The organism is Exiguobacterium sp. Leaf187 (assembly GCF_001423925.1).
Classification (GTDB): domain Bacteria; phylum Bacillota; class Bacilli; order Exiguobacteriales; family Exiguobacteriaceae; genus Exiguobacterium_A; species Exiguobacterium_A indicum.
The window spans coordinates 1,742,651-1,765,761 of sequence record NZ_LMPR01000009.1; the positions used below are offsets into that span (position 1 = coordinate 1,742,651).

Consider the following 23,111-nt stretch of genomic DNA (forward strand, 5'->3'; position numbering starts at 1 on the left):
ATTCATCAATTTTCATTCATCCTAAATAGATTAGGACTTTAATGAAAAACATTGTATAATTTAGATGGATTTGTAAATCATTTTAATTAGGAGGCTTTTTATGAATAAGTTGCTTCTTCCACTTCTTGCAACATCCCTTTTGTTGCCTACCTCGATTTCTGTCGATGCTGCTTCGAAAGCAACCGTCGTTACAAAGTATGCACACGATAAAAAAAATCTGAAGTATCCTTATGTGTCTAAAGGATTGACTACGTCAGTAAGAAAGACGATCAACGCCGATTTGACGGGGTATTCAAAATTTCTCTATCAAACATATCTCGATACAGAAGCCTTTGAAAAACAAGAAAAAAAGAAGGATTATTGCAAGGAGTTACCCGCCACTTGTAACTTCACTTTCGATAGCTCGTATAAACGGGTCGGAGATAATGCTTCTTATCTCAGCTTCACCGTGCAAAATCATACTTACCTTGGTGGCGCACATGGATCTACCTACAAATTCGGTGTCAATTACTCTTTGAAAACCGGAAAAGAAATACGGATCACATCCGTACTAAAAACTTCCACACAAATGAAAAAGGTAGAACGATACATTTATGATCGTCTCAAAAACAATGAGAATTATTTCGTGGATCATTTGAGTGATATTGATGTATCGAGCACATCTGAGTTCTACTTTACTAAAAACGGTATAAAGGTGATTTTCCAAGAATATGCGATTGCCCCTTATGTCATGGGACAACCTGAAATTTATGTCCCTAAATCCGTATATCAATAAAATTGAGTTTCCTCCACCTCTGCTTGGTTAAAAAGTGGAGGTGTTTTTGAGTTATTCAATCTCATGATTAAAATGGACACAGATGCTTTACTTTGATGTAAAAATGATTCAACTCAGTTGTAACAAGGCTTCGATGTCTTGATTCATCCCTTTGTACAACTCATGAATCGAAGTGACGATTTCATCGTTGCTTGAAAAGGAGTCTTCAATGATTTGATTCGTATTATAGGAGTTCGCTTGAAGATGATTTTTGAATGCAATCAGATACGATCGCTGCTTTTCATTAAAATACTCCGGTTGATATCTGACGTGATGTCCTATGCTTTTCACTAAACCGTTCATGTCATTCAATAATTGTAGTACATCCGCTTTACGTACATCTTTCTCATTTAATGCAGAAGAAGCGAGGACGTTCTCCACCTGCGCCTTTATTTTTTCATTGTATTCTTCATCTTCCGACAGAGTCGGAACGTGTGAAGACAACTTTTGAAGGTTGTTGTGATAACGACTCGTTGTTTGATCCGAATCCACTTCAATTTTTTTGTTGATGCTGAGAGCGCTATACGGATACATGTAACGAATGGCTATGGCAGCAACAAACAGTACGATGATTGCAATCACCGTATACCTCATCATATTCTTTTTCAAAATTTACACCATCCTTGTTGATATAACTGATAGATTATTCAAAAATATACCATTCTTTCACTACTTTATAAAGCTAACCATATTAATTATTTAAGAAACTATTCCTTCAAGAAATAAGCCTATTTTCACCTCGTTCACTACAAAAAAAGCTACCAGACACCATCGATAGATGGCATCCGGTAGACTGATGACGTGTTCTATATTGCGTACTCTCCTTCATCGATCCGTCGCTGAAACACCAAATGCGCGGACATAGCCTTTAGTATCATAGTCAAACCAAAGTAAGGCTTTTTTACTTACGTTGTAATAGTACGTACCCTTTTGTTCGAATCGGAGATATTCTTCTTTTTTAATTTGGAAGCTCATCTTTGCTGGGACTTCATCCTTTTGTAGCGTTTCGTGTTGACTCGGTTTCCCGAGTGCCTGTTTGACCTCACTCAGCTTAATTTTACGGTCGTTGAGCTGCGGTAACGTCATCAAGACTCCGACATGCTCCGGGTACTTCGCACTAAACCGAAAATCGGAATACAGATACGTTCCTTTCAACTTCCCGAAGACACAACAATCGGTCTGATCGACCCCATAGCTGGCGTCCTTTCCTTTAATCGTGAAACGATCATACAGCTTTGCCTTTGCATCAATCAAGGTTCCTTTTTCTGCTGCTGCGAATTGTTTTTTCAAGTACGCGGCATTCGACATCGTTTTCGCATCAACCGTCATTGGAACAAGTAATACAAGCACTAGTAGTAGTGCCATACATCCTTTCATCCATTTCATTCGATGTTCCTCCTTTGTCGTGGATTACCGTTACCCTAACACAACTCCTTCATTTTTCCAAATCCATCCATCTGTTTAATTCACATGAATCAACCGTGCCGTTCCTTTCGCGTCAAAGGCGAACTGGCACGTCACTTGTCCGATCCGATATTCGTAGACGCTGCGAATCGCGTACGTCGCGCGCGTCGTTTTGCCTTCGACGACGCGTTGCGAGTAGGACGTCGCATACGTTTCCTTGAACGTTGGTTTCCCGAACACGGCGCTGACTTCTGCTTTCGTCAGCGTCCGTTTCTCAAGCGATGGTGCGAGCGTGACGAGATCAATTCGGTCGATTTGACTGCCGAAGCGCGGATAACGGGCTACAAAGTGACGACCTTTCCACTTTCCGTTGAGAACCTTTTCTTCTGTTTGAACGAGGCTACCGGACGTACCTGTCCACGAGACATAACTAGCTCCGACGCGTGGTGATCCTTCAAACCCTTGCTTCTCTTGCATCGCCTGCTTTTGACGTTTCAACCAACTGCTGTCGGAGACAGTCGAGAGCTTCGGTAACGGGATGACTTTTCCTTTGAGTGTCGCAGTGTAGCCTCCGTAGGATGCTCGTAACGTGTAGGCTCCTGCTTTTTTCCCATACAGTTTTCCGGACGAGACGCTCGCGATCGTCGGCTGATCCGAGACCCACTTCACTTTTGCCGCGACTTGTTTTTTCTTGCCGTCTGCTTGCGTGACATTGAGAAGAAGCGGCTCAGGTGATCCGACCTTCACTTCCTTGAAGGAAGACGGGATCGAAAGCGCGACCGGTCGCTCGACGAGCAGGCGACCATCGTACATGTTCGTCCGCTCACCACCATCGGCATTCGCGATAAGGTAGCGGGCTCCTTTCGTCATGCCGAGCACCGACGAGTAACTGACGGAATCATCCCGATCCAGCGATGTCTCGATCCGGTGACCGTTTTTCTCAAACAAGGCGAAGTAACCGTCCCGTCCCGTATACAAGGCACCGATGAACTTCCCACTTTCGTCGACCGCGATATCTTTATACGTTCCGGTCATCCCCGTGATGAACTGCGAGGAGGTACTTTCCTTGAATTGATGTGCTCCATCATAGACATATAGACGGCGGTCATTCGCCTTCGCGAGTACGAGTGTGCCCTCGCGTCCCATCTCATAGGCGGCGTAGCCGGATGGATGCGTGAGACGTTTTGCGAGCGTTCCGTCTTTCTCGTAGACGTCAACGCTTGTCGCGCGGATGATCGCTAAATAAGCAGTCGACGTCCGGATCGCTTTTGCTCCTGTCGTCTCCTGGACAAAACGAACGGTTGCTGAATCTAAATCGTAGACGGCTGTCTGCTCGACCCCCTCTTGTTTCGCGCTCACAGCAAGGAGATGTGAGTCTGGGAAGAAGCGAGCACGAGTGAACGACTGGAGCGTTCCTGCAGGTGTCTTGATCTGGTCGATGACGTGTAGCACGTTTCCTGTCGCGTCACGTACCTCAAGCACTTGATCCTTCACAAAGACGAATCGTTGTTGATCGTCCGAAACTGTAAAGTCTTGTACCGGTGCTCCTTCTTCAGTCGATAGCACCTGCAAATCACGCGCTTGCTCGAAATCAAAGAGTCGCGGTGCTTCATAAGTTCCCCAGCGCCAGACACGCGACTCATCCGGTACGACTTGAAAAGCAGATGAAGGAGTGAGTGACGTGACGAACGGAATTTTGACTTCTGCCGACGAATGGATCGACGTTGCAGAATACAATACGGTCGCAGCAAGACCGACGATCAATTTTTTCATATGTAGTTTCTCCTTTTTAGTGGCGTCTTATTCATAAGTATAATGAAATTCTCAACATTTGCCTTCTTTTTCCAAAAATAAATCTTTTTTCGAACACGTCCGAGGATAAGTAGAGTTATCCGATACAGCCGTCTGATTTCATGCGGTTTTTCTCGATTAATGAAGAGGATTTTTTCTGTATTTAAGAGTGAACGTATCGTAAAAGATGAGAAAACCGTTGGCACGATTCAAAAAAGTGACGTTGAAAGCCGAGGATAACTCTACTTATACTGAAACTACCGCGGAATACATAGCAGATATGCATATCTCGTCAAAGGACTCCCTCCGATGAATGAACTTCTTCGCAACTGGCTCCCCCTCATCAACTCCCTGCTCTCTCGCCTGTCGATCCACCCAAATGAACAAGATGAATGCCGGCAAGCCGCTTTGCTCCGACTCTGGAAATCGATCGAGGATGGCAAGACGTTAACCGTCACTTTCGTTCGGATTCGCGCGAAAGGCGCGATGCTCGATTACCTGGCGACCCGTAACCGGACGCTCGCAACAGAAGTCGTCTCCGACGCTTTACCGGAACGCCCGCGTACCCCGCACCTGTCGTTCACCTACCTGATGAATGAACTCAAGCGAGACTTATCGGCGACGGAGTTCACGTTCCTTGAATCCTTGATGAACGGGACGGAAGAGACGCTCGGATATTCGCACGCCCGGCTCCGGTCCTTGAAATCCGAACTCCGTAAGAAAGTCGAGTATTTGCTCGGATGATGGTGTTCTATGAAGAACGATTATTAACGTTGATCGAACAAGGACCCTACAGTCCATTGACGAAAAAAGCTTACCGCAGCGACGTCCGTCATCTGTGTCGCAACGTGACCCGAATCGATGTTCCTTCGATGCAACGGTACGGCACCTTACTGCGAACGTCGTATGCTTCGACGACTGTCGCCCGTCGTCTCCACGCCCTGTCGACACTGTTCGACCAACTCGTCACTGAACGCGCCTTAGCACACAATCCCCTCGCGCAAACGAAACGTCATCCTCCGATTGCCCGTCGACGCCCCCGCTTTTCGTACGATGAGGTTCGGTCCGTCCTCGAACGGATTACGGACGAGACCATCTACGCGTTCTGTTTCTTACTGCTCCATACGGGACTTCGTTTCGCCGAGGCACATGCTTTACGCCTGACGGATATCGATTGGGACACCAAGCAACTATTCGTTCGTCACGGAAAAGGAGGACGCATGCGTCACCTGCCGTTACATGACGAATTGCATCGCGTCTTATTGCGTTATCTTGAGACAACATCCATCCCTTCGCAGGAATTGTTTTCAACGGAGACGGGTCGTCGCTTCCCGGCTGAACGGATTCGGTCGACGTTACGCGAAGCGAGTCTGACACAGCTCGGTCGGATTCTCCGTCCGCACGATCTTCGGGTGACCTTTGCGACCACGCTCTACCACGAACATGAGACGGACGTATTGACGATCATGCGTCTACTCGGTCACCGGGACGTCCGGACGACCCAACACTATATCTTGCCTTCAAGCGACATCGATCGTGCCTCGGTCAACCGACTCAAGCCGACAACGTATTGAGGACCTCCCGGATTCGGTTCGTACGACTCCGGATATAGCCGACGGTCGTCGTCGGATGCGCATGACCGAGTAAGCGCTGAATCTCAACGATCGTACAACCTCCTTCATGATGCAGATAGGTCGCATATGCGATCCGGAGCGCATGCGGGCGGAGAGGTGCACCGCTCAAGCGCAAGGCTGCATCACGGAGAATGAGACGCGCCGTCTGTTCATGCAGATGGCGTCCGGTCACGGACTGAAACAGAATGCCCTCTTTGCGCTCACCGAGGAAATGTAGGAGACGATGCGACAGCATCATCCCGATCGGAATCGTCCGCAGACGACGTCCCTTGCCGTAGCGGACGAATAGCGTATGCGTCTTGAAATCGATATCCGTAACGGATAACAGGCGTGCTTCAGTGAAGCGGAGACCGGTCTGGCAAATCACCTCGAAAAACAAACGGTACATCGGGTCTTCGATGCTGCGGACGATTGACAGCCCCTCCTGTAAGTCATGATAGGTCTCATCCGGAAAACGTTGATGTGTGATCGGTGACACGTCATGCAGTGGATTCCTTTGCAACCTCCCGGCTCGGACAAGCACATTCCCGAGTGAGCGCAAGGCATGGAACCGCCGCAGGATCGTCGACGGCTGATAGCTCAGACGCATCTGATCGAAGTAGTGCTGGAGCGATGCGATCGACCACGAGACACCGGCACGTTCCATATGCCGGACGTCACTACGGTAGGCTTTGATCGTCGGTTTTGCGAACGTCGGGTGTGAGATGAGATATTCGTGCAAGTACTCGTCGTGTTGCATGGGAATTCCTCCTTCAGCCAAGTAGTTTCATCTGCTCAATTGCATCAGTTTCTGACCTGCTTAGACAACAGGAGTCCATCTTTTGCTAGATGGACTCCTGTATGTATTCATAGTGACATATGATCTGCGACTTTGAAGGTTTTTTTCTTATAGTCGTAACTCATGAGGACCATCTTCCGTCCACCCGTCGAAGTCGGGAAAACATACGTCTTATAAGATGACTTCTCTGCACCGATCGCAGCGAGGTCCGCTTTCGATTGAATAGACGACCAATCCGTCGCCTCGATTCCTGTCCACTCCCCAAGTCCTGTTCCAGAAAGAATCGCATCGAGTTGCTTCGCTGTCATTCCTTTTTTAACCTTTGCGCCCTTTGCCAGCTTACGTGTGCTTTCACGTGCGGCAGACTTCGTATTTTCACGATAAATATCAAACGATTTTCCGATCAACCGATAGACCGAACTATTCTTTTTCGTCATGAAGATGAGTGACGTATCGCTATCTCCGTTCTTGCCATTCGTGAAGTAGTAGAACTTCGTTTTTTGACCGTACGAGATTTCCGTCGACTCGGCCTGTTTCTTCAAAACCGTACTGCCACTCTTCTTCACCAGTTGTTTTTTGTAATCTTTACCGTATAAGATTTTTGCTACTTCCGTCATCGTCATACCAGTCTTTAAGTTCGTGTACTGCGTCGTATACTTCGTTTCCTCTTTCGTAGCAGCCGATGCACTTCCAGCACATACTGTCGCGCCTGCGATCATTGCTGCAAGTACCGTTGTTGTCATGCGTTTCATTCAATCATCCTCTTTCTTCTATTCATTTCATGAATGCATCATTCATACCTCATCTCATTATAATGGATTTAATGGTTTTTTCTATCTATTTTTCCTTTTTAGTTTTTATTTTTACATTTTTATTCAATTTTTATCATTTTTTCATGACCTTCATTTCGAAATAACACTCAATTCATACACTGGATGACCGAATTTAGTACTTTTTGAAAATAAAAGAAACAAGTATGTCATATATTTGAAATTTAGACCAAAATTACTATTCGTTGAAACTTTATGAGTATATGTTCCTTAAATTGTTGAATATTAATTACATGTTTTAAACTAACCTATACCAATGATTCAGGTCAATTGACCTATATTAGATGCCTAATAAATACCATTTAATATAATTATGTTAAAAATATTACATATTTTCCATAATAAAAGGGTAATTTTATTTTATACACCTGAGATGCACGTTCATCCATGCACACTTTAGTCTATTGATTTAGAGGAGGTTGTATTGATGAAAAAAGGGTTGGCAATTGTTCTGAGTCTTCTTCTCATTCTGTCCTATGGGTTGACCCCATTGGGTGCTTCTGCCGCTTCTTCGAGTAGCGTCAAGACCGTCTACTCACCGAAGTATCTCGTTCACTACGGGGGCGTGAAGTATGCCAAGAAGAAATTGACGTATCCAAAATCCGTCAAGGTCAAGCTCTCGAACGGGAAGTATGCGTATCGATCCGTCAAATGGAGTAAGGTCAGCTTTGATAAGAAGTACATCGGAAAAAAACAGAAGATCAAGGGAGATGTCTACGGTACATCAAAAAATGCGTACTGGTATGTCAAAGTCAAAAACTATCCAGCGAAGGTACTTGCTCCGAATGTCATGACCGTCGGAAAGAATCAACCAGCGAACTTGCCGACACGTCTTTCAACGATTTTCGAGGGTGGACAACGCTACTCGTATCCGCTCAAATGGAGTAAGGTCTCAACAGCTTCATTCGGTACGAAAAATCTGACGTATTCGACAGTCGGACGCAACCTCGAAATCTACGGGGCTGCCAAGCTGAAAGTATCAGATGTCGTTCAGTCGATGCAGAAGTACTATCTCGTCTCGTACGGGAAAAAGATCCGGGCAACCGGTAAAATTCTCTATGAAGCAAAAGGTATGAAGAGCTACCTCGTCATTACGGATAAAAAGACAGGTGAGAGCACGAAGATGTATCTCAAGCTCGACAAAAAAGGTCACTACTACGTGACAAGTCAGGAACTCGCACCAGGAGACTACACGGTCTACATCCTGTCGGGTTCGAAAAAGACGAAATCCGTCACGATTACGATCAAAAAACCGATCACGGAACCAACGGATGAACAAAAACGGGAACTGCTTCAAAAGTTACTTCTCGTCATCAACGTCTCGAACCCCCTATTAAGTGACATCGAGTTCCCAGAAGTCGATGGTGTCTCGTTCGCGGTCGATTCAGACAACTCAGCTGTCTCTAGCAGCGGAAAAGTCACGCGTGGCGCGACCGATCAAACCGTCAATTTTGCGATCAAGGCGACATTCGGTGGTGTGACGGAAAGCAAATCGTTCTCGAACATCCTCGTTCCACGAAAAGATTTATCGGATGAAGAGTTAATCGACTTCACGCTTCAGAACTTCACAATCGCCAATCCACTCAAAACGAATATCACATTACCAACGGCTGAAGGAATCTCGTTCTCGCTGATTTCGTCGAATGAAGCCGTCGTCTCAAGCAACGGAATCGTCAAACGCGGAATGGAAGATAAACAAGTCGACTTGACGTTACGCGCGACGAAAGGCAGCTTGACGAAAACGAAGAGCTTCCCGAACATCCTCGTCCCGAAAGTCGACAATGCGACAGATAGCCTGTTGCAAGATTATCTCGATAAACTCGATATCAAGAGTCCGGTGACGAAAAATATCGTCCTTCCAGCACTTCCGGGTGCTACAGTCTCGATCACATCAACTAAACCTAGCGTCATCTCAGACACAGGTGTCGTCACACGCGGTATGACGGATCAAACGGTCTCGATCGTCGTCTCGGTCACAAAAGACGGTATCACGAAATCACGTGATTTCTGGAACTTAACGGTTCCAAAACAAGATGCAACGACAGATGAATTACTTGATCTTTACCTGTCTGGTTTGACAATTAGCAGTCCGTTGACAACGAACTTGTCGCTCACACCACCAGCTGGTGTAAACTTATCAATCAGTGCGTCAGACCCAAATATTTTATCGAACTCAGGTATTCTGACTCCACCAGATGTCGATAAAACGATTTCTGTGACGGTTAACGTCTCTAAAGACGGCATCACGAAATCGCGGACGTTTACGAATATTCTTGTGCCACTCAGTCTTTCAGCAGAGCTAGATGCTGCGCTGAATGCAATCAATCTGAATCTATTGAATTTAACGGGTAACGTCAATTTACCGAGTAGTTCGAAAGGAATTGCGGTTCAATGGACTTCAAACAATCCGGACGTCATCTCGAACGACGGTGTCGTGAAAGGGGCATTGAACTTACAAAACTTCACACTCAAAGCAAGCGTCACAAAAGGTGGTATCACGAAAACGAAAACATTCGCAGGAACAGTCGCAGCTAATCTGGGGCTATCGTTTAAAAATGATATCGCTAAAATCAAGTCGAGCGTCGGTACGCTGAACGTCGGTTACAACCTCAACCTTCCGACTTCATTGAATGGTTCAGCGGTTACTTGGACTTCGAGTGCACCATCGTTATTAAGTAGCACAGGTGCCATCTTGAACGACTCTAGTTCAACGCCATTCACACTGACAGCAACATCTGGAGGGACGTCAGAAACGTTGAATCTTGCTATTCAACGCCCTAATGGCGGTCTACTCGGTGGGTTACTTGACTTACTTGGAGATGTTCTGAAACCGGTCCTCAATGGTCTCACTGGGAATCAAGATACCGTCACACTGCCAGACAAGTATGGCGGTATTGGCTTACTGGGTATCGGAGAACGTAAAATCACTGGATGGAGTAGCTCTCATCCGGATCTCGTAACGATTCAAGGAAATAACTTGACGCTTAAACGAGATGACTATGATCACGTAGTTGTCCTCTATGCAAACTTCGAAGGATTTAGTAATCCAGTTCCAATCATTATCAAAGTTTCAAAACGTTAATGATGTGCGTTTCTGTTTAAACTAAATATGCGGTGAACCTAGCTTCTCATTAGGTTCATCGCATATTTTTCTACTTTTCTTGTCTACATACAACAAGGGAATTTCAACACCTGAGAGCCAATCATTTGCCTGGACACTACATTTTCTAGGGAGGTTTGGTCATGCGAAAGAGTCTCATCGTTCTTCTCTGTCTGTTGCTTTCCTTCCCCGCCTCATTTCAATCCGTTGCTGCCGCTAAATCAAGCAGCGTCAAAAAAGTATACCGTCCTGCATCAACTGTTCACTATGGCGGTGACGTGTTTGCGGTCAAACCTCTTTCTCCACCGAAGACCGTTCGTGTAAAACTTGCGAACGGAAAAAAAGTAAAACGATCCGTAAAGTGGAGTAATGTTCGCTTCGATAAAAAAATCATTAATCGAAAACAAAAAATTAAAGGAAATGTTTCGGGAACGTCTAAAAGTGCCTACTGGTACGTTACGATCAAAAACTATCCGAAATCAATTCTTCCACCCGTTGTTAAGACGGTCGGGAAAAATCAATCAGCCAACCTTCCAGAACGACTATCGACGATTTTCGCTGGTGGACAGCGCTATTCGTATCCACTCAAATGGACACGGACGACGACAGCGTCCTTCGGAAAGAAAAGCGTGAAGTACACAGCCGTCGGACGAAATGTCTTGATTGCCGGAAAAAATACATTGCGCGTCTCAGATGTCAAACATGAAAACGTGAAGTATACGCCATTTGAAAGTGGTCGCCGACTGCTTGTCACCGGTCGGATCCTCTATCCGGCAAAAGGTATGACACATCACCTGTACCTGATCGACGATAAAGACCGTGTATCGATGTATCCACTGAAACGTGATCGCCAAGGATACTTCCGGATCGAAACGAATGTGTTGCCGATTGGACGCTATGATGTCTCGATTTTAAGTGGATCGCAAAATGCAGCGCCTTCCACTGTGACGATTCGTAACGTCGTCACGCCTCCAGCACCGGACGACTCACGAAAAATCCTGAAGGCATTGCTTTCAGGAATCACGATTCCAAATCTGCTCCTCCAAAATATTCAGTTGCCACAAATGGATGGGGCCACGTTTAGCATTCGCTCCACAGACGGCAATCTATCGCCTACCGGACAAGTCACTCGTACAGATCAAGAACGGGACGTCGCGTTCACGATCGTCGGAAAATTGAATGGTCTTGAAGAAACGCGCTCTTTCTCGGGCGTCACGATTCCGAAACGTGACCTGACGGATGAGGAGCTGATTGACTTTACTCTCGACAAGTTCAAACTGGGAAGTCCGTTGACGAAGGACATTCAGTTACCGCAAGCAGAAGGTATAACATTCCAATTAGTGTCTTCAAACGAAAAAATCGTCACACCGGATGGTAAAGTACGCCGTGATCTGACAGATCAACTCGTCACACTCACGTTAAAGGCTTCAAAAGGTAGTCTCGAAAAATCACGTCTCTACTCGAATATCACTGTCCCAAAAGTTGACAATGCGACGGATTTATTCTTAGACGATTACTTGAGTCGTCTGACATTCCCAAATCCTTTAACAAGGGATTTAGTCTTACCTGCCGCTACGGGAACGACACTTTCTCTGACCTCTTCTCTTCCAGATGTCCTCTCGTCGACGGGGAAAGTGACACGTGGACTGACCGATCAATCCCTCTCATTTCTTGTTTCGGCGACGAAAAACGGCGTGACACGTACACGTAGTTTTTGGAACTATCAAGTCCCGAAACGAGATACGGCGATTGACGAACTGTTAGCAGATTACTTGAACAAACTCGATATCCCGAGTACGTTGACGCGTGACGTAAGTCTTCCGACAGTTGAAGGAATTCAAACGACACTTTCTTCAACCAATACATCCATCCTGTCAAATACAGGACAAATCATCCGTGGTCAAACGGATAAGATCGTCTCATTAACAGTCATTGCGACAAAAGACGGCGTTACTAAATTACGCACTTTCTCGAACTTGACCATTCCAAAGAAAGAAAACGCGACGTCCGATCTGCTTGATGATTACTTGAGAACGGTCGAAATCCCGTCACCTTTGACAACTGATTATTACTTGCCAACCCCGATGACACCGGGAATCGATACCTCTCTCTTCTCAACAAATACAGCTATCCTCTCAAATACTGGAAGCGTGACACGCGGTCTGACTGATCAGATTGTCTCCGTGACGGTGACGGCGTCAAAAGACGGAATCATTCGTAAGAAGGAGTTTCCACTGATCACGATCCCAAAACAAGAGGTGTTACCGGATGCCTTGATCGATACTTATTTGGATCAAGTCGAGATTGCTAGTCCGTTGAATCGAAACATTCAGTTGCCTCTCGCACCGGAAGGAATGACTGTATACCTGACCTCTTCTCAACCTGATATTGTCGCAACGTCAGGCGTTATTAAACAAGCAGACACTGCTCAAACTGTTACGGTCAGTGTGACAGCTATGCTGAATGGTGTTTCAAAGACGAGGATGTTTTCAAATCTCTCAGTACCCGCACGTCCTCTGACAGTCACAGAAGAACTGACGAACTATTTGAATGGTGTTTCGATACCGAAATCACTTGAAACTGATCTTTCATTAAATCCACCTGCAGGAATAACCGTTAGTGTCGAGTCCTCCGTTACTTCGCTGTTATCTAGTACCGGAATCCTGACACGCGATATCGTAGATCGAACGACTGATATTACTGTCATCGCCTCGAAAAATGGGATATCGCTCTCGAAACAATTTGAGAACATTTCAGTACCGAAACGTGGATTGACAGATAACGAAGTATTACAAAAGTATCTCGATCAACTATCAATTCCTTCTTTACTCAATGATAATCTTAATATCCAGCCACCTACCGGAATTGAAGTTTCGTTATCTTCAGACAAAACGAATGTACTTTCAAACGATGGAATCGTCATTCCAGGTATTAAAGATGAGCTCGTCTCACTTAAAATAACCGCTAAAAAAGGAAGTTCCACATTACAGAAAACCTTCTCTAATTTAGTGGTTCCACAGGCAGGTTTATCTGTCAGGGATCTATTAGAGTCATATCTTAAGAACCTCACCATTCCGACTAAATTAACAGAAAATCTAGTAATTCAACCTCCTACAGGAGTAAAATTATCCCTCTCGTCTGATGATCCAGGTGTATTATCGAGTAGCGGAGTCATCGTTCGAGGCGATACGACCAAAAACATTGTCGTCACGGTTCAAGTAGAGAAAGATGGTGTGACTGCTGAAAAATCATTTCCTGAAATTGAAGTTCCATGGACTCTAGAAGCGGAACTAAATCAGGCAGTGAAAGATCTCTCCCTCTCTTCACTAACAGATTTGAAATTACCACTCAACTTGCCGACTGAAGTCAATAAGTTACCGATCACATGGACCTCTAGTAATACCAATGCCATCACAAATACAGGTACTATCATCCCAGCAGTTTCTTCACAGGCGTTTACGTTGACGGCATGGATCACAAAAAACGGCGTTCTAAAAAGTAAGACATTCAATGGAACGATTGCCGGAAATCTCAGTTTGATCCTTAAAGAAGATCTCGCCCGCATCGCTACTGCTAGTCCGACGCTGAACGTGTATCTCGATTTAAAGTTACCTAAATCGTTGAACGGTTCACCTCTTAATTGGTCGTCTAGTAACGAAAGTTTGATGACAACTTTAGGTAAAGTGCTAGTGACTTCAAAGATAGCCCCATTCACACTTTCAGCTGCAACCGGAAATACATCTAGCAGCTTATCGTTGTCTACACAAGACGTTCGCACCTCCTTATTAAGTGGCTTACTCAATCTTTTAGGAAGCATCGTCGATCCGATCGTCGATTCACTCACATTAGGAAAATCAGCATCTCTGCCAAAAAGTTACGGTGGTGTTCTTGGCATTGGAGCAAAATCCATTGACGGCTGGACATCCTCTCATCCAGACATCGTGACGATTCAAGGAAATCAGGCTGTCGTAACGCCAGACAAGTACGAACACCTCGTCGTCTTGTTCGCAAAGTTCGAAGACGTGCCTAAACCGGTACCATCCCTCATCAAGGTTCCAGCAAAAAAATAAGATTCCTTTTCCCTCTGTATGTGTTTCAGTACAGAGGGATTTTTGATTTTCGCTAAATTGATGTTTTTTAAAATCTCATTTCTTTATCATTTAAAACTGAAAATATATCCAGTAATTTCCTTGCTATACTACAGAAAAAGGAGGCGTTTAACGATGAAAAAAAGTATGACATGGACAGCACTCGTGACGCTTGGTCTCAGTAGCGCAGTCTATCTTTCGCCTGTTGAAGCGGCGACGGACGAATTCACGGTAGAAACGAAAAACATCCATACACGGACGGAAGTCCTAAAAGGAAAGGCACCTGCCGGATCCATCGTCGTCTTACAGTCGGATGACACAGAGGAAGAAGATCTCCAAGAAGTCGCTCATGCAAAAGCGGATACGAATGGGAACTATTCAATCGAGTTACCCGAAGAAGGATTGATCGGCGAGGATTTCTACGACTACCATCAATCTGATTCCGATGAGTATGACTATGATGAGGAGGACGAAGACAGCTCTTCTGACGTCACACCGAACTATTTCCTTGAAGTCGTAAGCGTTGATGATTACACAGGCGATGATGATGGAATGGACGATGGCTGGGACGAGTATTACGTAACGCGTGCCGCTTCTTACGGCGATGACGATGGAGGAGACGAACCAGGTGATGATGATGACGACGGCGATGAAGGAGACGAGCCGGGAGAGGATGATGGCGATACAACAGAAGAGCCACAAGATCCGATTTCGTACGACTTCGATCCAATCGATCTCACGGTGCGGACGTTCATTCCAAAAGCAGCAACCGTCGATACAAAAACACTGACACGCACGACTCGGACTGTAAGCGGATCTGTGTCGAACAAGGATGTCCGTGTCGAAGCTTACGTCTACCATAAGTCGAGCAAATCATGGAAACTACTTGGTAAGGCTAAGCCACGCAGTAATGGTTCATATAAGATGTCAATCAATAAGAAATTGTACAAGAAAGATGCGAGCGTTGACTTCTACGTCGTCGGGAATCGTGATGCAGATGGTTTCAGTAAAGCGATTCGAAAAAAATATAAGTAAATTGGAGTAGTAGAAAGGAAGTGCGACATCGATACGTCGTGTTTCCTTTTTACACTTTTCTTTCTCGATATGCGATTACATACGTCACCTATCATCTACAAGTTGTTTAAAAAGCATATCAAAAACAAATTACTCAAAAACACGTTTCCATAAAAAGTTAATCGAAGCCTATAATTAAAGATTTTTTCCTTTAAACTAAAGAAGGTTACATTATTTGGTTTTAAACCAAATTTAATTCCTCAATTTTCTAATTAAAAGGAGCTATTATTCATGAATCGTTTAACACGTTACCTACCTTCTTTGGCTGTGATTATCTTTAGTATCCTTGTCTTCTTATTACCCTTCCGTTGATTCACTTCCCAATGTCAGATACTATGAAAAAACTGTCTCGACATGCGTCCAGGCAGTTTTTTATAGTATCTTTAGTTCCCTTCGTGTTCATAGTTCATCGCCAAAACGCTAAATCTTTTGATATGTTATACTAAATATTGTAAACGCATCAAATATGCCAGACCTTTAAGGAGTGAACGTATGTCGAATCGAAAAAAAGACTATCTGATTTCTTCATTGATCGTCCTCTTCGCATCCATCGTCATCTTCACACTCGATTTACCGAAAGGAACTAGCTTTGCTGCGATTCTGATTGTCGTGATTTTCTCCGTTTTCTTATACGAGTTTCGTATGCTCACTCAAAATAAGACAAAGTATAAAAATTAATTTGTTTCTATACAGTATGATTATGAAAAATAACAAACGACCTAAGTTCTTTGTACAAAAGTAACTCAGGTCGTTTGCTATTTCTGCTTATATTTAATTCAGATTAGTAATTTAGAAAATATGTATTTGTGATGAAAAATTCGTCTGTATATAACATCTGCAATGTTCATCTTACATACGATCGAAATCGTGCGGCTCTTTAAACACTCGCTAAAATCAATTCACGTGTCCAATCAATCGCACTGCTTTCTTCTCCAAAAAACTTATAATAGTAATAGACGATTTTTCTGATCAACCAACGTAAGAACCCACTAATCATGCGGATGACGAATCCCAACAAGCCGATTCGCCAAAGAATGAAGCCACCGCCTACAAGAAATACGAAACAGCCGCATCCCATTGGTCCTGTCAGTCTTAAGACGATCGCAAGAATGATGATTCCGATGATGACGTAAAGCATATGATTGTTCTCCTTCATCAATGTAATTTCTTTAGCCTTATTTTCCTTACTCAGCTATTCGTACTGAGCACAAACGTATAAAGGTGACACGTTCTATATCAGTTATCAGACAAATGGAAGACCCCATGATGAGATCTTCCGACGAACCGCTTTATATTATCGCTTACTCACAGTGATGAACTTCACGTTATCTTGTTTATCAAAGCACACTTCCACGGATAGATTTTTTAATTGATACTCATAGTAACTTTTGACTGAATACTTTGCGAACGTCTTATTGGACTTTGAAAAATGACGTGGTACGGAAGACGAATACGTCTCGGATGTCACAGGTTTGCCAAAGGCAGATTTAATCTCCGCTTTTGAAATCGAGCGTTTTTCAAGTGCCGGAAGCATCGTCAGCAACTCAATTCGGTTTGGCTGGCTCTCTCCGTAGCGCACATACCGTGAAGCGAGAACGCTCCCTTTCCATTTTCCGTTCGTGTTCGCATCCGTTTCTGGAATGAACATGCTCCCTTTCGTTCCTTTTAGCTTCGAGTACGATGATGCGAGGACCGGTAGTCCTTCGAACGACTGTTTATCGAGGAGCGACTGTCGGTGACGTTCCAACCACGGAACATCTTTTAGCGAAGATAACTTTGGCGGCGGCATGACTTTACCGGTTACTGTCGTCGTAAAGCCTTCATACGTCGCTTTTAAGGTGTATGATCCTTGTGTTTTGCCGTACAGCTTTCCCGATTTGATATAGGCTTTCGTTGGATTGTCCGTCGCCCAGCTGACACCAGATTTGACGAGAACCGTTTTTCCATCCGCTCGTGTGACTTCAAGTGCTAACGTTTCAGAAGAACCACTGTCCACACTTTGATGAGCTGCTGGTACTTGGATAGCGACTAGTCGTTTGTATAGCTCTTTCCCACTATAAACATTCGTACTGCTGTACCCTTCGACGACGATTGAGCGCGCTTCATTACTAAGTTCAATTTTTGATTGGTAGGCAATATCCCGATCATAGTCGAGGGACGTATGAACACGACGCCCCGTCTCCCGTTCAAATAACGAGAACGGTCGACCGCTTCCGTAAGAAGTCACTGCAATGAATGTGCCTGACTCGTCGATTGAGATATCGTTATACGACATGTCTTTTCCCGTCACGAACTGTCCACTCGTTTGAATCTTTCTGAACCCTCGATTCAAATCGTAGACATCAAGCTGTGGTGTGTTATTTTCTCCTATGATAAGTAATCCATCATCATTCATATCAAACGCTTCGATACTTTCCTCTTCTTTTCCATGGATAACGCCTTTATAGGAGAGATTGGATGTATAGACATTAGCATCTGACGAAGAAATGATGGCTACATGATCGCGTGCCGTCAAAATCTGACCGAATTGACTTGTTCCTCGGACGCTTAAGAGTTGCTCCGAATCTAGGTCAAACGATAGCATCTTACCATCCCCGCTATTTTCGGCTAGTAAAATGACCGTATGCGTATCCGGAATGAACTGAACCTCAACGAAGTCAGAAATTTCTTCCTCCTTATTGAGAATCGTCGATATTTCTTTGATTTTCGATCCAAAGGCGTCATAGACATGAATGCTTCCTTCTGATATTGCAACACGTAGACTTTTATCATCGGATGCATCAAACCCGTCTATCGACGAGTCAACATTAGGGAGCGACTGAATACGTTCGCCATTAGAAAGATCAATCAGCTCCGGTTTTTGATAAGAAGACCATCCCCATACGAGTTCTTGTCCTTTGATGATGTTAAACTGTCCGTATAACTCAAACGAAGTCGTCATGGGTGTATCGACCTCTGCTGAGACAGGAGATGTCCCACCCAAAATTGCAACACCGCCAAGTAAAGCTATCATCGTTTTCTTCATAATTTCATCATCCTCTTCCTGTTTAACGTTCCATCCATAGTTTACCGTAATCAAAGAATGATAAAATTCCATTTTTTAAAATAAAAGATAATATTTGGTTCATCACCATAAGGTGTGGTGGACACATGAAATCCATAAGATTTTGAATCGGACATAGAAAAAAGTAAAAACCCCGGCATCGTAATTTTTACATATTGCTTTTTTCAAGATAGAATCCTAGAAATCGCTTTGCGTCACTTCCAGTAGTATGATGCTGCCTCAACTTTGTAATCTGTATGATCCACCGGTACTAATACATTTCGTGAGTTAGAAGGGCTCGCGACAATCGTATATTCTTCTGCAAGATTCCCGTCCTTCAATTCAAAAAATGAATACTTCTTTTTGGAAATAAAATAGCAGGTGACGTATGTCTACGCCACCTGCTTCATGTATTTGATTCAAGAATCGGAAAGTCTCATGATGAAATCTTTTTGTTCCCTTTTTTAGAGGATTGCTTACTCACTGTGATGAATCGTACCGTATCCTTTTTATCAAAATAGGTTTCTACGGAGAGATCGTTCAAGCGATAGCGATCGACACGTTTGATGGTGTATTTCGCGAATGTCTTATCGGACTTTGAAAACTGATGCGAAATGGAAGGAGCGTACGTTGTTGAGGTCACTGGTTTACCAAAGATGGACTGAATCTCCTTTTTCGAAATCGAGCGCTGTTCAAGCGCTGGGAGCATCGTTAGCAACTCGATTTGATTCGGCTGATGTTCTAAGGGGCGTGGATACCGTGAAGCAAGGACACTTCCTTTCCATTTCCCGTTCATATTCACCTTCTCTTTTGGAATGATCATCTTCCCCTTCGTTTCTTTGAGCTTCGAATAGGACGAGGACAGGACCGGTAAGCCTTCAAACGATTGGTAATCGAGCAGTGATTGGCGGTGACGCTCTAACCACGGTATATCTTTTAGCGACGACAGCTTCGGCGGTGCGACCACACCGGTGACAGTCGCCGTGAACCCCTCATAGGTCGCGGATAGGGTATAGTCTCCTTCTGCTTCACCGTGCAGTTTCCCCGATTGAATGAAGGCTGCTTCTGGATGATCTGTCTCCCAGTTGACACCTACTTTGACGAGCGAAGTCTTTCCGTCAGCTCGCGTGACTTCAAGTGCTAACGTTTCTGAAGCCCCTCGATCTATGCGTTGACGGGCTTTCGGTATCTGAATCGCAATCGGTCGTGTCGATAATGCTTTTCCACTGTAGATGTTCGTCTGGTTAGATCCTTCGACAATGATGGAACGTGCTTTGTTACTGAGTTCGACACCTGATTGATAGGAAAAATCTTGATTGTGGTCGAGCGAGGTATGAATACGCCGTCCCGTCTCTCGTTCAAATAACGAGAAGGGGCGATCACTTCCGGACGAGGTAACCGCAATAAAAGTTCCTGACTCGTCAATCGCGATGTCACTGTAGGAAACGTCACTTCCCATCACAAACTGCTCATTCGTCTGTGTCTTTTCAAGACCATGATTCAAATCGTAGACGTCGGGCTGTGGTACTCCCTGTTCTCCGATGACGAGAAGTCCCTCGTCATTCATGTCAAATGCCTCGATACCATCTTCTTCTCTCGCATGGATGACGCCTATATACGTCAAGTCAGCGGTATAGAGATATACAGCAGACGAATAGACGACAGCAACATGATTGCGTGCGGTTAACAATTGACCATATGGACTGGTTCCACGACTACTAATGAGTTGCTCCGTATCTAAATCATACGAAAGAAGTTTACAGTGCCCACCATTCTTCGCTAGTAAAACGACCGTATGCGTATTCGGAATGAACTGGACGTCCACGAACTTAGTAATCTTGTCTTCCTTGTCGACAATCTCCGATACTTCTTGAAGCTTTGTTCCAAAAGCATTGTAGACATGAAGCACTCCCTGTTTTATTACGACACGTTGTGTTTGATCGTCCGAGACATCGAATCCTTCAATCGATGATTCCCTACCAGAGAGCGACTGAATGCGTTCTCCACTTTGAAGGTCAATCAGACTCAGTTGTTGATAGGAAGACCACTCCCAAACACGTTCTTGTCCTTTGACGATTTGAAACTGTCCCGATAACCCGAACGATCCTGTTAAAGGTAGAGCGACTTCTGCTGCGACAGGTAATGCTCCTCCAAAAGATATGATTCCCCCAAGTAAAGCCATCATTATTTTTCTCATGCCTATCATCCTTTTTCGTCTAACTTTCATTCATAGTTTAACGTATTCAAGGATAATAAAATTCCATTTTTTAAAACAAAAGAAAATATTTACAATCACTTAAAATGATTTTGTCGATAAAGCGCTTTCCTTTTATTTGTTAATTGGAATGCATTAAAAACGTACGTATTAAGCGAGTGGAGACCAGTACGTAATCATTTTTCGACTCAATTTTTCTAACCATTCTACTTTGACATGACATACAATAATGGTAATAACATGAAGTATTTTAAGGGAGTTGAATCGAATGATTGTTTTATTCAACAATGTAAAATCACCTCGCATGATTCTACCAAAAGAACGATTACATTATTACATCGAATATGCTCAGCATTTAGGACAACAGGTCGCCAGTTGTACGATCGAAGATGTTGATTTTGATGCTCAAATCATTCAAGCAGAAGTATATGATGGAGAATGGTGTCGCCAATCGATTCCGTTTCCGCCTTTACTCTTAAATGAGAACTGTGTTGTTCCCTCACAGTCAGCGCATCCCGAAGAGGATCTATGCCTTCAGCAAGTCATTCCTCATTTCTTTCACCTGATTGATGATAAGTATGTGCTTCAACAAAAACTAGAAGACGCGGGATCGTGGGGAACGTTATTCATTCCAACCGAACGATTAACAGGATTCGATCAATTTCTAACACAGTTGAAGAAACACAATGTCACCGTCTTAAAACCAACGAATGCTTCTAAAGGAACAGGAATATATAAAATTACCAAAGCGGCGGGGGTAGGATATTCTGTAACCATCCAAGATCAGCGTCATGTGTATACCTATCAACAACTGCGAACATTAATTCTTTCGTTAGCCGAACAAGGCAACTACATCATGCAGCCATTTGTGATATCACGCACGACAAGCGGCGAAACTTTTCATCTGCGCACGCACTTAGTTCGAGATGCCTCCGGCCAATGGACGGTGCTCGCTTCCATTGCGGACGTTGCAAAAAAAGGACGGTTCATCACGAACTTAAGTGGCTACAAGACAGAACGAGCTGACGCGTTTCTTCAATCGTTACACCCTGAAGGTACCTTCATGCACCGTGCACTCGTTGAGCAAAGTCTTTTACTAGCGAAGGCCATCGATGCTTTGTATCCTTTTACCTTGCCGGAGCTGGCTCTTGATTTTGCATTAGACGAAACATTCACCCTTCGATTCTTTGAAGCCAACACAGGACCAGAGATCATAGCTTATAAGGAAGAGCGGGAACAACGTCGAGCAGCAGCGTTACTTCCGTTTGCTGATGCTGTATCGCAAGCGATTGTAGGCGTTCCTATCGAACAACGATTTGGTCGTTATTTTAAAGTCGGACAATAAACTTTTATTCAAACAGTAAAAAGACTTGAATATAAAGTTGATGATTCAGGTCTTTTACTACTTAAGATTTCTAAATTTCTTATTAATGGCGTCAATCCTACTTACTATTCGAAGCATATAATTATTCTTTAATTCTTTCTTTTCCCTAAAATAGACTTTACTTTCAGAGTTGCTCTACTGCCTGTTGTTTCTCTTCTTTCGAAGTCTGGATGTAGTATCGATTCGTCTGCTCGATCTAATGATGCCCGAGCAAGCGACTGATGACGGTGATATCAACATGCTTCTGTGTCAATCGTGTCGCGAACGTATGACGATGCTTCTTTTTGTCCTCTTCCACATACTGACGTATACAACGTAATGTATCTTCGCGTAATGGGACCTCACGGACCTTATCTCCCTTCCCATGGACCTCGATGTTTCGTCCGATCCAGTCGATCTGTCCCATCCGCAGTTCGACCAGCTCACTGGCACGGAGTCCGGCATAGAGTAAGAGATGAATCAGTGACTGGTTCCGAAAGGACAGGGACGGTAAGACCTGTTGGATCCGACGAAATTCTTCTTCCGTCAAGACATCGACTTGATGACTTCCTTGTGCCACCTTGATCCGGTCACTCCAGAAAATCCATCGTCGATCCAGCTTCCCTTGTGCCATCAGAAAATCATTGTAGGCAGTCATCGCATTGAGAAATTTATTGATCGTCGCTGCCTTTCTTCCTTGATCGAGAAGCCATTGTTTGTGCGATAGGATATCATCCCGAGAAGAAAAAATACCTCTTCCACTGAACTTCTCGACTTCTGCGACATAGCTAGCAATCGTACTCGGTTGTCGTCCTTGTTCATAGAGGAATCGTCGGAAGGATTCGCGTTCCCCGTTTGCTATTCCCGATGTCATGGGTCCATCCCCTCTCGATTATTTTCGGGGTTTCGGGGATAAGAAGACGAAAATTCCCGAATCCCCGTTTCTCTAGGTGGAGATACATCTCTATATCCAGTGC

17 protein-coding genes are annotated in these 23,111 nt (G+C 44.3%); 8 read left to right on the forward strand and 9 right to left on the reverse strand.

Translation table 11 applies throughout. From position 1 onward, the window contains the following. Positions 1–100 precede the first annotated feature (100 nt). Positions 101–775 carry a DUF3298 and DUF4163 domain-containing protein gene (locus ASF99_RS13110; protein WP_055969202.1) on the forward strand — a complete coding sequence of 225 codons (675 nt, stop codon included), beginning with the start codon at positions 101–103 and terminating at the stop codon, positions 773–775. Between the two features lie 108 nt (positions 776–883). Here the strand turns inward: ASF99_RS13110 and ASF99_RS13115 are convergent, their stop codons facing one another. From ASF99_RS13115 to ASF99_RS13125, 3 genes are all read right to left on the reverse strand, one after another. After that, the gene (locus ASF99_RS13115) at positions 884–1,396 is read right to left on the reverse strand and encodes a hypothetical protein (RefSeq protein WP_055969205.1); all 513 of its coding nucleotides are present in this window, start codon (positions 1,394–1,396) and stop codon (positions 884–886) included. Positions 1,397–1,639: 243 nt separating this feature from the next. Beyond that, positions 1,640–2,200, reverse strand: a complete 561-nt coding sequence (locus ASF99_RS13120) for a hypothetical protein (protein WP_055969208.1) — start codon at positions 2,198–2,200, stop codon at positions 1,640–1,642. Between the two features lie 75 nt (positions 2,201–2,275). Beyond that, the gene (locus ASF99_RS13125; protein WP_055969211.1) at positions 2,276–3,991 is read right to left on the reverse strand and encodes a hypothetical protein; all 1,716 of its coding nucleotides are present in this window, start codon (positions 3,989–3,991) and stop codon (positions 2,276–2,278) included. 327 nt (positions 3,992–4,318) lie between these two features. Here ASF99_RS13125 and ASF99_RS13130 point away from each other — a divergent pair, with 327 nt between their 5' ends. Both ASF99_RS13130 and ASF99_RS13135 read left to right on the forward strand, forming a co-directional pair. Then, complete coding sequence (locus tag ASF99_RS13130; protein ID WP_023469451.1) at positions 4,319–4,753, forward strand: sigma factor; 435 nt, start codon at positions 4,319–4,321, stop codon at positions 4,751–4,753. Next, positions 4,750–5,583: a tyrosine-type recombinase/integrase gene (locus tag ASF99_RS13135; RefSeq protein WP_055969214.1), complete on the forward strand. Its 834-nt coding sequence runs from the start codon at positions 4,750–4,752 to the stop codon at positions 5,581–5,583. The genes ASF99_RS13130 and ASF99_RS13135 overlap by 4 nt, the downstream gene beginning before the upstream one ends. Here the strand turns inward: ASF99_RS13135 and ASF99_RS13140 are convergent. Together ASF99_RS13140 and ASF99_RS13145 are read right to left on the reverse strand one after the other, a co-directional pair. Further along, positions 5,564–6,382: a tyrosine-type recombinase/integrase gene (locus ASF99_RS13140; RefSeq protein WP_055969216.1), complete on the reverse strand. Its 819-nt coding sequence runs from the start codon at positions 6,380–6,382 to the stop codon at positions 5,564–5,566. The genes ASF99_RS13135 and ASF99_RS13140 overlap by 20 nt on opposite strands. A gap of 107 nt (positions 6,383–6,489) precedes the next feature. Next, a complete protein-coding gene (locus ASF99_RS13145) occupies positions 6,490–7,173 on the reverse strand; it encodes a hypothetical protein (RefSeq protein ID WP_055969217.1) in 684 nt (227 codons plus the stop codon). Between the two features lie 505 nt (positions 7,174–7,678). On the opposite strand from ASF99_RS13145, the gene ASF99_RS13150 reads away from it, so the two are divergent. From ASF99_RS13150 to ASF99_RS13165, 4 genes are all read left to right on the forward strand, one after another. Beyond that, the gene (locus ASF99_RS13150) at positions 7,679–10,333 is read left to right on the forward strand and encodes an immunoglobulin-like domain-containing protein (RefSeq protein WP_055969220.1); all 2,655 of its coding nucleotides are present in this window, start codon (positions 7,679–7,681) and stop codon (positions 10,331–10,333) included. A gap of 161 nt (positions 10,334–10,494) precedes the next feature. Continuing rightward, on the forward strand, positions 10,495–14,421 hold the full coding sequence (locus tag ASF99_RS13155; protein WP_055969223.1) for an immunoglobulin-like domain-containing protein: 3,927 nt from the start codon (positions 10,495–10,497) through the stop codon (positions 14,419–14,421). 153 nt (positions 14,422–14,574) lie between these two features. Next, on the forward strand, positions 14,575–15,474 hold the full coding sequence (locus tag ASF99_RS13160) for a hypothetical protein (protein ID WP_055969226.1): 900 nt from the start codon (positions 14,575–14,577) through the stop codon (positions 15,472–15,474). A gap of 531 nt (positions 15,475–16,005) precedes the next feature. After that, positions 16,006–16,191, forward strand: coding sequence for a hypothetical protein (locus tag ASF99_RS13165; protein WP_055969229.1), 186 nt, complete (start codon positions 16,006–16,008; stop codon positions 16,189–16,191). A gap of 199 nt (positions 16,192–16,390) precedes the next feature. Here the strand turns inward: ASF99_RS13165 and ASF99_RS13170 are convergent, their stop codons facing one another. From ASF99_RS13170 to ASF99_RS13180, 3 genes are all read right to left on the reverse strand, one after another. Then, positions 16,391–16,651, reverse strand: a complete 261-nt coding sequence (locus tag ASF99_RS13170; protein WP_055969232.1) for a hypothetical protein — start codon at positions 16,649–16,651, stop codon at positions 16,391–16,393. A 156-nt stretch (positions 16,652–16,807) separates the two neighbouring features. Further along, complete coding sequence (locus ASF99_RS13175) at positions 16,808–18,538, reverse strand: hypothetical protein (RefSeq protein ID WP_055969235.1); 1,731 nt, start codon at positions 18,536–18,538, stop codon at positions 16,808–16,810. Between the two features lie 454 nt (positions 18,539–18,992). Then, positions 18,993–20,753, reverse strand: a complete 1,761-nt coding sequence (locus ASF99_RS13180) for a hypothetical protein (RefSeq protein WP_156357210.1) — start codon at positions 20,751–20,753, stop codon at positions 18,993–18,995. 286 nt (positions 20,754–21,039) lie between these two features. Here ASF99_RS13180 and ASF99_RS13185 point away from each other — a divergent pair, with 286 nt between their 5' ends. Next, a complete protein-coding gene (locus ASF99_RS13185; protein ID WP_055969241.1) occupies positions 21,040–22,116 on the forward strand; it encodes a YheC/YheD family protein in 1,077 nt (358 codons plus the stop codon). Positions 22,117–22,351: 235 nt separating this feature from the next. Here ASF99_RS13185 and ASF99_RS13190 read toward each other — a convergent pair whose 3' ends face one another. Further along, positions 22,352–23,008 (reverse strand): tyrosine-type recombinase/integrase, encoded by a 657-nt coding sequence (locus ASF99_RS13190; protein ID WP_055969244.1) that lies wholly within the window; start codon positions 23,006–23,008, stop codon positions 22,352–22,354. Positions 23,009–23,111 lie beyond the last annotated feature (103 nt).